The sequence below is a fragment of the Paracoccus broussonetiae genome (genome assembly GCF_031854425.1).
Classification (GTDB): Bacteria; Pseudomonadota; Alphaproteobacteria; order Rhodobacterales; family Rhodobacteraceae; genus Paracoccus; species Paracoccus broussonetiae.
The window spans coordinates 111,986-125,966 of the sequence record NZ_JAVRQI010000006.1 but is presented as its reverse complement, the minus strand read 5'-3'; the positions used below and the strand labels follow the sequence as shown (position 1 = coordinate 125,966).

Genomic DNA, 13,981 nt, shown 5'->3' with positions numbered 1-13,981 from the left:
GGTTCTAGCCTTTCTGCCCTTGCAGGATTGCGTCCAGTTCAACGCGGGTCGAGGTGCCCTCCATCGGGCCAAGGCGGGTCACAGCGCGCGCGCCCGCGGCGTTGGCGAGCCGCAGCGCCTCGGCCGGATCGGTGCCCCGCAGCCAGAAACTGAGGAAAGCACCGCCGAAGGCATCGCCCGCGCCGGTCGGGTCCAGTTCCTCGACCGGGATCGGTTGCGCATCCGCCCGCAGCCCCTTCTGGAACAGGCTTGCCCCCTTGGCCCCACGTTTCAGGACGACGGTTCGAATGCCCCGCGCCAGCAGGGCCTCAACGGCACCCGCTTCGTCGTGGTCGGGCTCGAACAGGAACAGTTCCTCGCCCGAGGGCAGGAACAGGTCGGTCATGGCAAGGATGGCATCCAGCGGCGCGCGCATCGCCGGGTCTCGCATCAGTTCCGGTCGCAGGTTCGGGTCGAAGGAAATGGTGCCGCCACGCGTCTTGATGCGCTGCGCCGCGTCCATGACCATCGCGCCAAGCTCCGGCGCCGAAAAGGCCGAGCCCATGACATGCAGGTGGTCGCAGCTGTCCACCAACGCCGCGGAAACGGGGTTGGGACGGATCTTGCCGCAGGCGCTGTGGCGGATGTTGTAAAGAAAGGCGCGGCTGCCATCTTCGCGATAGCGGACGAAGGCGCTGCCGGTGGTCTCGCCCTCGGCGATCTCGATGCCCGAGACGTCGACCCCGTCCGCGCGCAGCCGTTCGATGTTCACGCGGCCGAAATCATCGTCCCCCACGCGCGAGACGATGGCGCAGGGCGTGCCCAGCTTGCCCACCTGATCGATGAAGATCGCAGGCGCACCCGAGGGGAACGGACCGACAAGCGGCTGTGCCGCCAGAAACCCGTCGCCCTTGGTGGTCGCCACGATCTCGACCAGCACTTCGCCGATCGTCAGGACTTTCTGCATTCTCAGGTCCGCCTTTGCTTGGCCCGCACGTCCAGCCAGACGGCGATCAGGATCACCAGCCCCTTGACGATCAGTTGGTAAAAATAAGGCACCGACAGCATGTTCATGCCATTGTTCATGACCCCGATGATCAGCGCGCCGATCAGCGTGCCGACCATGGTGCCGACGCCGCCCGCAAGGCTGGTCCCGCCCAGAACCGCCGCTGCGATCGCGTCGAGTTCATAGCTCATGCCCGCATTGGTCTGGGCCGAATAGAGGCGCGAGGAGAGAAGAACCCCGGAAACAGCCGCCATCACGCCCGACAGGGTGAAGATCGCGATCTTCAGGCGGTCAACCTTGATGCCGGAATAGAGCGCCGCTTCGCGATTGCCACCGGTCAGATAGGTGCGCCGACCAAAGGTCGTGCGCGACAGCAGGATGTGGTTGAACAGGAACAATGCGACGACGATCCAGATGATGATCGGCAGGCCAAGCCAGCTGTTGGCACCGATGGCGATCCAGGCCGGGTCCATGATCATAGCGGGCGCGCCATTGGTCGGCAGGCTGACGAAGCCGCGATAGATGCCCATCGTCGCCACGGTGACGATGAACGAGGGCAGCATCAGCTTGGCCGTCAGCACCCCGTTGATGAGCCCCATCACCGCCCCCGCGGCCAGCGTGAAGGCCAGCGCCGGGGCAAAGCCCCAGCCAAATCCAAGCGCCTGCGCGCCTGCCATGCCCGCGACCGCGATGATCGAGCCGATGGACAGATCGATTTCCCCAAGCAGGATCACCCAGGTCATGCCGAAGGCGGCGATGGCGACGACTGCCACCTGCTGCAGGATGTTGGTCAGGTTCGCGACCGTCATGAACCGTTCGTTCATCAGGCTGAAGACGACGCAAAGCAGCACCAGCGAGACAAGGATCCCGCCGTATTGGTGCAAGGTCGCGCGCAACTGCTCGCGACTGCTGCCGGAGCCGGTGTCGGTGGTCTGGGTCATTGATGGGTTCCCGTTGCATGGGCCATGACGATTTCCGGCGTCAGGTCGCGTCTTGCGACGGTCGCCGTGATGCGTCCTTCGGACATGATGGCAATACGATCGGCCAGCCCGAGCACTTCGGGCAGTTCCGAGGAGACGAGCAGGATCGCGGTCCCCCCGGCAGCCAGTTCGCGGATGATGCGATAGATCTCGAATTTCGCGCCGACATCGACGCCACGCGTCGGTTCGTCAAGGATCAGGACGCGCGGTCGCGTCAGCAGCCATTTCGCCAGCACGATCTTTTGCTGGTTGCCGCCTGACAGTGTGCCCGCGATGGTTTCCAGCGAATTGGTGCGGATGCCCAGCCGCTGCACCTCAGAGTTGGCGGCGCGGCGTTCGGCCCCGAATTGCAGGAAGCCCGAGGCGCCGGAGAAATTCCCAAGTGCCGCCATCGAGATGTTCGAGCGCACCGGAGCACCAAGTGCCAGTCCCTCTTCCTTCCGGTTCTCGGTCACGAATCCGATGCCTGCCGCGATCGCGTCCGAAGGTTTGCGCAGGCGCAGGGCCCTGCCACCGAGGCTGATTTCGCCGCTGGTCTCGCGCATCCCGAACAGCGCGTTCATCACGTCAGACCGTCCCGACCCGATCAGGCCGAAGAAGCCCAGGATCTCGCCGGGGCGAACCTGGAAATCGACATCACGGAAACGTCCCGGACAGGACAGCCCGCGAACCTCCAGCGTTGGTGGGACATCAGGAGTTGGCGCTGGAGCAAGCCGGGGGGGATAGATCTCGTCCATCCGGCGACCGACCATCAGCGCGATCAACTCCTCGATCGAGGTCTCGTCGCGTTCATGCGTTGCGATGTAGGTACCGTCGCGGACGACGGTGATGTCGTCGGACAGGCGCATGATCTCTTCCATGCGGTGCGAGATATAGATGATCGCCGTGCCCCGCGCCTTCAGCCGCTCGATGATACGGAAAAGGATCTCGGCCTCGGAATCCGACAGGGACGAGGTCGGCTCGTCCAGGATCAGCACCTTCGCGGGCTTGCTGAGCCCCTTGGCGATCTCGACAAGCTGGCGCTGTGCGATGGAAAGCTGGCCGACCCGGGCGCCGGCATCGACCGGCAGGCCAAGCTCGCGGATCAGCGCCCGCGCCTCGGCGCGCAGCTTGCGGTCGTTGATGAAGCCGAAGCGCGCCGGTTCGTGCGTCGCCAGGATGTTTTCGGCGACGGTCAGATTGTTGCAGAGGCTGAGTTCCTGGAACACGATCGCAAGCCCCTGCGCTGCCGCGTCGCGCGGGCTTTGCGGGGCATAGGGGCGGCCGTCCAGCGTCATTTCGCCGCCCGAGGGTTGGTGAACGCCGACCAGGATTTTCATCAGCGTGGACTTGCCCGCGCCGTTTTCCCCAAGAATGGTGTGCACGCGTCCGGGGCGGACATCGAGCCGCATGGATTTCAGCGCCTCGACCGGGCCGAAATTCTTCCTGATATCGCGCAGGGACAGCACTGGCTTGCTCGTCAGCGTCATTTCGGGAACTCCTCTGGCGGTGTCGGGGACCGCTTCACGCGAAAGCGGTCCCGTCCGGTTTCCCGTTTACTTCTTGGTATAGACACCCGGAACGATGGGCTGCTCGGCCGGGACTTCCTCGCCCGCGATGACCTTGGCGGCAGTGTCCACGGCGGTCTTGCCCATCTCGTCGGGGAATTGCTGGATCACGCCGACCATGACCGGGTTCGAGTCGACGGCATTGCGGGCCTCTTCCATCCCGTCGAAGCCGATGACCTTCACCTGACCTTCCAGCCCGGCCGATTTCACCGCGACGGCGGCGGCCAGCGCCGCGTCATCGCCGAAGCCGAAGATGCCGGCGATATCGGGATTGGCCTGCAGCATGTTTTGCGCCACGGCCAGCGCCTCGGCGCGGGTGATGCCGGTCTGCTGCGCGACGACTTCGATTTCGGGGAAGGCTTCCAGCGCCTTCTTGAAGCCCTCGATCCGGGCGACCACGGATTGCACGGTCGGATAGTCGATGATCGCGACCTTGCCCTTGCCGTTCAGCTCCTTCGCCATCAGTTCGCCAGCCTTGACGCCGCCGGTATAGTTATCGGTCCCGATATGCGAGACGACCTTGGCATTCGCCGCGGGCACGTCGACGGTGATGACCTTGATCCCTGCGGCCTCGGCGCGCGCGATGGCGGCCATGACGCCTTGGCTGTCGACCGGGGAAATGACGATGACATCGACGCCCTTGACGATGAAGTCCTCGACATCGGCCAGCTGCTTGTTCAGGTCCTGGTTGGCGATGCTGATTTCCAGCGGGACGCCTTTCGCCTCGGCTTCGGCCTTCATCGCATCGGCCAGCTCGATATAGAACGGATGCTGTTGGGTCAGAAGCGACGCACCGATTCCGTCAGCAAAGGCGGCGCTGCCGGCGGTCAGGGCAACAGTGGTCAGCAACGCCGAAAGCGCTTTCTTGAATGTCATGGAATCCTCCCAGGATTTCGCATTTTCGAGGAGACACCGACCGGCAAGTCCGGTTGTCCGCCGAAGCTCCTCACCACAGCGGTTGGGGCGGACGTTACTTTCGAAGTTTACGCGTGTCAAATTTAAAGTTTGTCCGAGATATGTTGACTGCATCATCCCGCCGATTTCGGACCTCGGGCAGTTCGCTGAGAAGAAAGTCATTACTTATCTCCTAACAGGGAGAAGATTTTGCCATCTCGCCTATCAAGAACGAAATTGCTGATATTTATGTGATTTTGCTAGAACGGGGGCAATCGACCGTGCCGGGATCGGTCATTATTCAGCGAGAAAACGGGCATGTCTTCGAAAAGTTATAACAAAGTTGACCGAATGGCCGAATCGTGGTGCCATCGGTCGGTTCAGTGACGAGAGGGGAGGCTCGGATGGACAATAGTTTCTTCAACCGGCGCAGCGTTCTGCGTGGTATGGCCGGTTCGACCGCGCTTTTGGCGATGCCCGGCCTTGCCCGGCGCGCGATGGCGCAGGGGGCCGAACTGGGGCCCTATCAACAGGCCAAGATAGACTGGCGGCAGGCAGAGGGTGAGACGATCACCGTCGCCGTTATTCCCGCCGCCTATTTCGAGAACCTGATTACCCTCGCTCCACAGTTCGAGGAACTGACGGGCGTCAAGCTCCGCTTCGAGAAGGTGCCCCCGGCGCAAATCCGGCAAAAAGCTGTGCTGGACCTGACCTCGGGCACGGGGACTTACGCGACCCATGCCGCCGACCCGATGTATTATGCGCTTTATCAGGCGAATGGCTGGGTCGACCCGCTGGACGATTATCTGAACGACGCGTCGCTGACGGACAAGGACTGGTTTCGCCCCGACGACATCGTTCCCGCCTGGACCGCCGCCAACACGATCGACGGCAAGCTTTACGGCATCCCCTATGACGGAGAGGTCACGTTGCAGGTCCTGCGCAAGGATCTTTACGAGGCCAAGGGACTGGCGCCGGCCGAGGATCTTGACGGGTTTGTGGCGAATGCCAAGGCGGTGCATGACCCAGACAACCGGATCTGGGGCACAGCGCTGCGCGGCCTCGCAGGCGCAGGCCAGAACGTCTATATCTATTCCTCGCTTTTCCGGGCTTTCGGCGGCGACTGGTTGCCGGGTGGAAACCTGACCGTGAACGGCCCCGAGGCCGAGGCCGCGCTGGCCTGGTATGTCCAGACCATGAAGGACTACGCCCCCGCGGCCGCACAGGGCTGGAACTGGCCCGACATCGCCGACGCGTTTTCGCAGGGCACGGTCGCAAGCTATATCGACGCCCATTCCTCGGCTTCGGTTATCAACACGCCGGACAAGTCGCAGGTCATCGGCAAGATCGCCTATGCGCGCTGGCCCAAGGGACCGTCGGGCAAACGCGTCAGCTCGATCTGGAACTGGGGATTACCGATCAACGCAAAGCTCTCGGACAAGGCCAAGAAGGCGACATGGCTTTTCATCCAATGGGCCGCCAGCCCCGAGACGCAGGCCCGCACCTCCTATTTGTTCAGCGGTCCGACCAAGCGTTCAGGGGTGAACCGCCTTTCGCTGTGGGAGCAGCCCGAATACGTCCAGACCGTGTCCGGCTTTGGCGACAATTTTGTCGAGGCCACGCTGACTGCACTGAAAGAGGATACCGATGTCGACTGGCGGCCCCGCGTTCCGCAATGGCCGGGCATCGGTGATGCGGTCGCGACGGCGATTGCCTCGGCTCTGGCGGGTCAGGCGACGCCCAAGTCCGCGCTTGACGCGGCGCAGGCACAGGTCACGAAGATGATGCAATGACCGGGGACGGCGAAGCGGTGCCCGCGCGGGGCTGGGGCGGGGACGATCCCCCGTCGCGCAGGGATTACGGTCGCGAATCCCGGCGCCGCGAACACCGCTTTGCCGCGGCGCTGCTTGGCCCGGCCTTCATGGCGCTGATCGCGACGACGACGTTCCCGTTGTTCTATCTCGTCTGGGTCAGCGTGCAGCGGCTGGACCTGGGGATGCCGTTCATGAACGGCTTCACCGGGTCCGCGAATTACATGCAGCTGCTGTCCGATCCGCGCTTCTGGCAATCGCTGGGGGCCAGCCTCGTCTATACGGTTTCGACCGTCGTGCTGCAGGTGGTGGTCGGGCTTGGCCTTGCACTTGCCGTGCTGGAGATGAAGCGGGGGCAGTCCCTTTTCCGCATCATCGCCATCCTTCCGGTGGTCCTGTCGCCCGCCGTGGTCGGCATGGTCTGGCGCAGCTTCATGCTGACGCCCGAATTCGGCGTCATCGACTATCTTGGGATCACGGCGGGTCTTGGCAGCCACAACTGGCTGGGCGACCCGACCCTCGCCATGATCTCGGTCATCGTCATCCATACCTGGCAATGGACGCCCTTTGCCTTCATGGTGCTGCTGGCAAGCCTTGCCGCCCTGCCCGACGATCTTTACGAGGCCGCGCGCATCGATCGCGCCAGCGGCTGGCAACGGTTCACCCGCATCACGCTGCCGCTGATCCGCCCGGCCATCATCATGGTCATCATCATGCGCACCATGGTCGCGCTGACGGCCTTTGCCGCGATCTTCACCGTCACCGGCGGCGGGCCCGGCACCGCGACCGAGATCCTGAACCTCTACGCCTATCGCAAGTCCTTTACCGAGCTTTCGCTGGGCTATGGCGCGGCGCTGGCGGTCGCGCTGCTGCTGCTGACGATCGCGATTTCGGGGCTGCTGTTCCTGCTCCGACGGGGGAAATGACCATGCGCAGACTTCGCACCGTGGCGCTGGCTGCCATCACACTGATCTTCCTTCTGGCATGGGCCTTTCCGATCTTCTGGAGCGTGCTGAATTCCTTCAAATCCGAAACCGACGTGCTGGCCTATCCGCCGAAGCTGTTCTTCGAACCGACGCTGAAGGCTTATCGCGAGGTGCTGTGGGGGTCGCAATCGATCCTGCCGAACCTGTGGAGCAGCGTCGTCATCTCGGTCGGGACGACCATCATCACCATGATCCTTGCCGTTCCCGCGGCCTATGCGCTGGCGCGGCTGCGCCTGCCGGGCAAGCGCTTCTCGGGCTTCTACATCCTTGCCACGCAGATGCTGCCGCCGGTCGGGATCATCATCCCCTATTTCATTGTCCTGCGCGGGATCGGCTGGATCGACAGCTATCAGGGGATCATCCTGATCTATCTGTCCTTCTCGCTGCCCTTCGCGATCTGGCTGATGGTGTCCTATTTCGAGGATATCCCGCTGGAGATGGAGGAAGCCGCCGCGGTCGATGGCGCATCGCGGCTGGTAACGCTGTGGCGGATCATCATTCCGCAGGCCAAGGGCGGCATCGCCGTCACAGTGGTCTTCGTGTTCCTGAATGCCTGGAACGAGTTCCTGTTCGCGGTCGTCCTCAGCGGCAACACGGTTCGCCCGGTGACGATCGCAATGTTCAATTTCGTCTCTGTCGAACAGACGCTTTGGGCCCAACTGGCGGCCGTCTCGGTCATCGCCATGCTACCGGTGGTGATCCTTGGCGTCGCCGCCCAATCCCAGATCGTCAAGGGTCTGACCGTCGGCGCAGTCAAGGGAGGTGGTCGTCGATGAGCGGCAAGGGTTCGGTGCGCTTTCAGCGCGTGGTCAGGAAGCATGGCGATTTCATTGCGCTGAAGGGGATCGATTTCGACATCCGCCCCGGGGAGTTCTTCGCGCTGCTGGGTCCCTCGGGCTCGGGCAAAAGCACGACGCTGCGGTTGATGGCGGGGCTGGACAAGCCGACCGAGGGGCAGATCTTCTTCGACGGGCACGATGTCACGTCGCTTGATGCGCAGGACCGTGACGTGGCGATGGTCTTTCAAAGCTATGCGCTTTACCCGCACATGACCGTCGCCCAGAACATCGCCTTTCCGCTGGAAATGGCGAAGCTGCCCAAGGCCCGGATTGGTGCAGAGGTTGCAGAGGCCGCGCGCAAGGTCCGCATCGACCATCTTCTGGACCGCAAGCCCGGCCAGCTTTCGGGGGGGCAGCAGCAACGCTGCGCGCTTGCCCGCGCGATCGTCCGCAAGGCGGGCCTGTTCCTGCTGGACGAGCCGCTGTCGAACCTTGACGCCAAGCTTCGGCTGGAAACCCGCGCCGAGCTGAAGAAGCTGCAGCGCAATCTGGGCGTCACGACCGTCTATGTCACCCACGATCAGGAAGAGGCGCTGACCCTCGCCGATCGCATGGCGGTTTTCATGGAGGGCGAGATCGTCCAGATCGGCAGCCCGGCCGAGGTCTTTGCCCGACCGAACTCGCTGGATGTCGCCGCGTTCATCGGCTCGCCCCCGATGAATCTGATGCAGGCCGAGATCAGGGACGGCGTGCCCTGCCTTGCCGGTCACCCCCTGCCCGTGACGGCCCCTGTCGGCACCGGAGGCATCGTCGTGGGTGTCCGCCCCTCGGCCGTCGTCGTGGGTGACAGCGGGATCCCCTGCACGGTCGATCTGGTCGAGAATCTGGGCGACAGCGGTATCCTCGACCTGACCTTCGACGGAGGCACCGCCCGCGCCCGCATCGGAGATCCGACGCTGTTCGCCGAAGGTCAGCGCCTGCATATGTCCTTTGCCAGCCGCGACATCCACCTGTTCGATGCCGTGTCCGGGCGACGGCTGGGACAGGACGCGCCATGACCGACGCGCGTATCCTGCAGGAGATCAAGGAAACCATCGACCCGCAAAGCGGCGTGCCGCTGCATGTACAGGTCCGTCGCCTGATCCGGCAAAAAGCGCTGGACGGGGTGCTGGTTGACGACCAGGGACGGCTCAGGACCGAAAGCGAGCTGGGCGAGATCTTTGGCGTCAGCCGGATCACCGTCCGCAATGCCCTGCGCGCGCTGGTGGACGAGGGGCTGTTTTCGCGCACCCGCGGGCGCGGAACCTTTCTGCGCTCACCCGGGGTCGAGAACTGGGGCGGCACCCTGACCGGCTTTGTCGAGGCGGGGCGCGAAGCGGGCTTCGATCCGGGCGGCGAAATCCTTGCGCAGGGGATGACCAAGGACTTTCCGGCATCGGTCGGGGCCGCGCTGCATGAGCGTGCGCTGTTCGAGTTGCGGCGCGTGCGGCTGGCCAATGGCCTGCCCGTCGCAGTCGAGCACGCCTTCTATCCGCCGGATATCGGCGTCGATCTGGCGGGACGCGACCTGCGCATGGCCGCCGTATATCGCATTTTCGAGGATGACCTGGGCTTCGTCGTCAAGGAGGCGAAGCAGTCCCTCAGCGCGACGCTGGCCGATGCGGAGCATTCCCGGCATCTGCATGTCCCTCCGGGCTCGCCCCTGATCAGCGTCGAGCGCCTGACCACCGACATGGAGGAGCGCCCGCTGGAACTGCTGCGCGCCGTTTATGTCCCAGACCGATACCGCTTTTCCATCACCCTTGCCCGTCGCCGGGCGGAATAGGACCAGGAGACCCCAACATGGCCGAGAAGAAACCGGACATCATCATCATCCTGAACGACGACATGGGGTATTCCGATATCGGCTGCTATGGCGGCGAGATCGAGACGCCCAATCTGGACCGCCTTGCTTCGGGCGGGTTGCGCTATTCGCAATTCTACAACACGGCGCGCTGCTCGCCCTCGCGCGCGTCGCTGCTGACGGGGCTGCACCCCCACCAGACCGGGATCGGCATCCTGACCTATGACACAGGCCCCGAAGGCTATGCCGGTGATCTGAACCGCAACTGCGTCACCATGGCCGAGGTGCTGAAGGGCGCGGGCTATCACACCTGCCTGTCGGGCAAGTGGCATGTCGCCCAAGATCTGACCGAGCCAACGGATTCCTGGCCGCTGCAACGCGGCTTCGACGAATTCTATGGCACGATCATCGGCGCCGGCAGCTTCTATCACCCGAATACGCTGACCCGCGGCAATACGAACATCGACCATGAGGCCGCCGGTAACCCCGACTTCTTCTATACAGACGCGATCAGCGATCAGGCGGCGACCTTCATCCGCGAACATCATGCCGGATCGCCGGATACGCCGCTGTTCCAGTATGTTGCCTATACCGCCCCGCATTGGCCGCTTCATGCCCATCCCGAGGACATCGAGAAATATCGCGGCCGTTTCGACGCGGGATGGGACAAACTGCGCGAGGAGCGTCTGCAGCGCATGGTCCGTGCCGGGATCATCCATCCGAACTGGCAGCTGACCGACCGCGATCCGACCCAGCCGCCATTCGAGAATGCCGATGAGAAAGCATGGCTGTTGCGCTGCATGGAGGTCTATGCTGCCCAGATCGACCGGATGGACCAGGGCATCGGCAAGATCCTCGCCGCGCTTGAGGAAACCGGGCGGCTCGACAATACACTGGTTCTGTTCCTGTCCGACAACGGCGCCTGCGCCGAGGACATCCCCGAGGGCGTCGATCTGAGATCTCTGGTCGATGACCTGATGATCGCGCGCGGAACCACGCGGGACGGCCGCCCTGTCCGGCTGGGCAACGACCCCTCGATCATGCCAGGGGCCGAGGACACCTATCAAAGCTATGGCGTCGCCTGGGCCAACCTGTCGAACACGCCCTTCCGTCTCTACAAGCACTGGATCCACGAAGGCGGCATCTCGACCCCTCTGATCGCGCATTGGCCGAAGGCGATCGCGGCGCGGGGTGAGTTGCGTCATACGCCAGGGCAATTGCCCGACCTGATGGCCACCGTGGTCGAGGTCAGCGGCGCGACCTATCCCCAGGCCCATGCCGGGCACGAAATCCTGCCGCTGGAGGGGACAAGCCTTGTCCCGAGCTTTGCGGCCGATCAACCACGAGAGGCGCCGCTATTCTGGGAACATGAGGGCAATGCCGCCGTGCGCACCGGCAAGTGGAAGCTGGTTCGCAAGTATCCCGACCCGTGGGAGCTTTACGACATGGAAAGCGACCGGACCGAGATGCACGACCTTGCCGCCGCCCATCCTGACCGCGTCACGACGATGCTTGGGCTTTACGAGGGTTGGGCCGCCCGTTGCGGGGTGATCCCGCGCGAAACCGTGCTCGAGTCGATGAAAAAGCTGGGCGGGACCGCCTTTTGGGAAAAAGAGGATGGGGCCTGACCGGCCTTTCCTGTCCGGCGGTGCTGCGGCAACCAGTGTGGCGGGTGCATCCAAGAAGAATTCATTGAAATAATTGTCGTAAAATATTGATTCATATATCGTTATCTTCCTTTGGTCGCGTCCTCCGGCAGCCCCTTGTCAGCCCGCTGTCAGGAAGAATCGGCTAGAGTCGCGCGATGAACACACGCGCCCTTGCGATCCTTGTCACCCTTGGCCTTGTCGGGCTGGCCCCTGCGGCCGCCCCGCAGGCGCAGCCCCTGCCCCAGCTTGAACCCGAGGACGGGCTGGATGCAGGCTTTGCCCGCAGCGCCGTCCTGCGGGGAGAGATCCTGTCGCTGGACAAGATCCTTGGCATCCTGCGCGCGAATTTCGATGGCGAGATCGTCGAGATCCAGCTTGAGCTTGAAGAAGGCATCCTGACCTATGAATTCGATCTCCTAAGCCCCGAGGGACGGCTCTTCGAGGTGGAAATCGAAGCCGCAACCGGCAAGATCCTTGAGGTAGAGGATGAGGATGATGACTGAACCATGCGCTGCCTGATCGTCGAGGACGACCCCCGCATCGCCGCGGACATCACCCAGGCGCTGGAGCGCGCGGGCTTTCGGGCCGAACGCGCGGCTGATGGCGACGAGGCCTGGTTTCTTGGCGGGACCGAGGATTATGCCCTTGTCGTCCTTGACCTTGGCTTGCCGCGCATCGACGGGTTGACGGTCCTGAAGCGCTGGCGGGCCGAGGGGGTTGAAACCCCCGTGCTGGTCCTGACCGCGCGGGGCAGCTGGAATGAAAGGGTCGAAGGGATCGACGCGGGCGCGGACGACTACCTGCCCAAGCCCTTCCGCATGGAGGAATTGGTGGCCCGGGCCCGGGCGCTGGTCCGACGCTCCTCGGGACGGGTGAACCCGGTCCAGCAGGTCGGGCGGCTTGCGCTGGATACCAATCGGCAGACGGCCTCGGTCGATGGCCACGCGCTGAACCTGACGGCGCTGGAGTTCCGGCTGCTTTCCTGCCTTGTCATGAATGCCGACCGCGTCGTTTCGCCGGGCGAACTGCTTGAACAGGTTTACGGAGATGACGAGTCCCGCGACGTGAATGCGATCGAGGCAATCATCGCCCGCCTGCGCCGCAAGACCGGCCCGGCCGTGATCGGAACGCGCCGGGGCTTTGGCTATTTTCTGGAACAGTCCCCGTGAAGCTGACGCGCGGTTCGATCCGCTGGCGGCTGAGCATAGGCGCGATCCTTGCTGTGGTGCTGGCCCTGCTGTTGTCCGATCTTGCGCTCAGCGTGATGTTCCACCGGCAGGTCACGCGCCTGACCTCGCAGGAGCTGGAGGCCAAAAGCATGGCGCTGGTCGCGGGGTTCGAAGGCGACCAGCCCCCCGCCGCGCCGCCTGACGACATCGGTGGGGACCGCCGCTATCTTCAGCCCTATTCCGGTCTTTACTGGCAGATCGAGGTTGATGGCCGCACCCATCGTTCACAATCCTTGTGGGACACGGTATTGCCGCTGACTGCCGCGATGCCCGGTCGCGGCCGGGCCGAGCTTTACGGTGGTGATGGACCGGATGGTCAGCGCCTGCTGATCTTGGACCGCAGCATCCGGGTTGGCGCGGATGGGCATCCGGTGCGCATCGCGGTTGCCGTCAGCACCGCCCTGATGGACGAGGCGCAGCAGCTTTTCGACCGTGACCTGGTCCCTGCCCTTGTCATTCTGGGGGTGCTGCTGATCCTGGCCTCGATCGTGCAGGTGGCGATCGGATTGCGGCTGTTTGCCGATGTCCACCGCAAGGTCGAGGCGCTGCAAAGCGGGCGGTTGGCGCGCCTGGGACAGGATCTGCCAACCGAGGTGCGCCCACTGGCCTCGGCCATAGACGAGCTTCTGGACGACCGCGACCGCCGGATCGAACGTGCGCGGCATCGCGCGGCGGACCTTGCCCATACGCTGAAAACTCCGCTTCAGGCCCTGCATGGAGAGACAAGCCGCTTGCGCCAGTCCGGCCAGAACGAGGCGGCCGATGCCATCGACGAGATCGCCGAGCAGATCCGGGGCAGCGTCGATCGCGAACTTGGCCGTGCCCGGATCGGGGCCGAAGGGTCAGCCGATCTGGCGCAGGTGGTGGAACGGATCGCCGCCGTCCTGCGGCGCACGGCGCGCGGCGACGAGATCGGGATCATCACGCAGGTTCCGTCCGGAATGCTGGTGCGGATCGATGCCTATGACCTGACCGAAGCCCTGGGCAGCGTGGCAGAGAATGCCCTGCGCCATGCCCGCGAACGCGTCGTGATCCGGGCCGAGGCGAAAGGCCGCCGGATAATCCTGCTGATCGAGGATGACGGCCCCGGCGTCCCGCCAGAGCAGCTGGACGAGGTGACGCGACGTGGCCACTTTCTTGACAGCGGCGGCACTGGCGTCGGGCTATCGCTGGCGAAAGAGATCGTCGAGGCCGCCGATGGCGACCTGCTTCTGCAAAACCTCGATCCGGGTTTTCGGGTCAGCCTGATGTTTTGGCGTGGACCGGGCACCTGAGAGG

Annotated in this window: 13 protein-coding genes; 9 read left to right on the top strand and 4 right to left on the bottom strand. The window is 64.0% G+C overall.

The annotated features are described in order from the left end of the window. Positions 1-4 precede the first annotated feature (4 nt). From RM190_RS09370 to RM190_RS09355, 4 genes are all read right to left on the bottom strand, one after another. Positions 5-946 (bottom strand): tagatose kinase, encoded by a 942-nt coding sequence (locus RM190_RS09370; protein WP_311759160.1) that lies wholly within the window; start codon positions 944-946, stop codon positions 5-7. 2 nt (positions 947-948) lie between these two features. Further along, a complete protein-coding gene (locus RM190_RS09365; RefSeq protein WP_311759159.1) occupies positions 949-1,926 on the bottom strand; it encodes an ABC transporter permease in 978 nt (325 codons plus the stop codon). Beyond that, the gene (locus RM190_RS09360) at positions 1,923-3,434 is read right to left on the bottom strand and encodes a sugar ABC transporter ATP-binding protein (protein WP_311759158.1); all 1,512 of its coding nucleotides are present in this window, start codon (positions 3,432-3,434) and stop codon (positions 1,923-1,925) included. Before RM190_RS09360 ends, RM190_RS09365 begins: the two co-directional genes overlap by 4 nt. A 66-nt stretch (positions 3,435-3,500) precedes the next feature. After that, positions 3,501-4,388 (bottom strand): substrate-binding domain-containing protein, encoded by an 888-nt coding sequence (locus RM190_RS09355; RefSeq protein WP_311759157.1) that lies wholly within the window; start codon positions 4,386-4,388, stop codon positions 3,501-3,503. Positions 4,389-4,810: 422 nt separating this feature from the next. Here RM190_RS09355 and RM190_RS09350 point away from each other — a divergent pair, with 422 nt between their 5' ends. The 9 genes from RM190_RS09350 (at position 4,811) to RM190_RS09310 (ending at position 13,977) form a co-directional block, all read left to right on the top strand. After that, positions 4,811-6,199, top strand: a complete 1,389-nt coding sequence (locus RM190_RS09350) for an ABC transporter substrate-binding protein (protein WP_311759156.1) — start codon at positions 4,811-4,813, stop codon at positions 6,197-6,199. Then, positions 6,196-7,143, top strand: a complete 948-nt coding sequence (locus RM190_RS09345; protein ID WP_311759155.1) for a carbohydrate ABC transporter permease — start codon at positions 6,196-6,198, stop codon at positions 7,141-7,143. The genes RM190_RS09350 and RM190_RS09345 overlap by 4 nt, the downstream gene beginning before the upstream one ends. Positions 7,144-7,145: 2 nt before the next feature. Next, positions 7,146-7,979, top strand: coding sequence for a carbohydrate ABC transporter permease (locus tag RM190_RS09340; protein ID WP_311759154.1), 834 nt, complete (start codon positions 7,146-7,148; stop codon positions 7,977-7,979). Then, a complete protein-coding gene (locus RM190_RS09335; protein WP_311759153.1) occupies positions 7,976-9,040 on the top strand; it encodes an ABC transporter ATP-binding protein in 1,065 nt (354 codons plus the stop codon). Before RM190_RS09340 ends, RM190_RS09335 begins: the two co-directional genes overlap by 4 nt. Further along, positions 9,037-9,807, top strand: a complete 771-nt coding sequence (locus RM190_RS09330; RefSeq protein WP_311759152.1) for a GntR family transcriptional regulator — start codon at positions 9,037-9,039, stop codon at positions 9,805-9,807. Before RM190_RS09335 ends, RM190_RS09330 begins: the two co-directional genes overlap by 4 nt. Before the next feature lie 17 nt (positions 9,808-9,824). Continuing rightward, positions 9,825-11,453, top strand: a complete 1,629-nt coding sequence (locus RM190_RS09325; RefSeq protein WP_311759151.1) for an arylsulfatase — start codon at positions 9,825-9,827, stop codon at positions 11,451-11,453. Positions 11,454-11,629: 176 nt separating this feature from the next. After that, the gene (locus RM190_RS09320; RefSeq protein WP_311759150.1) at positions 11,630-11,977 is read left to right on the top strand and encodes a PepSY domain-containing protein; all 348 of its coding nucleotides are present in this window, start codon (positions 11,630-11,632) and stop codon (positions 11,975-11,977) included. A 3-nt stretch (positions 11,978-11,980) separates the two neighbouring features. Further along, on the top strand, positions 11,981-12,643 hold the full coding sequence (locus RM190_RS09315) for a response regulator transcription factor (RefSeq protein WP_311759149.1): 663 nt from the start codon (positions 11,981-11,983) through the stop codon (positions 12,641-12,643). Further along, positions 12,640-13,977 carry a sensor histidine kinase gene (locus RM190_RS09310; RefSeq protein ID WP_311759148.1) on the top strand — a complete coding sequence of 446 codons (1,338 nt, stop codon included), beginning with the start codon at positions 12,640-12,642 and terminating at the stop codon, positions 13,975-13,977. Before RM190_RS09315 ends, RM190_RS09310 begins: the two co-directional genes overlap by 4 nt. Positions 13,978-13,981 lie beyond the last annotated feature (4 nt).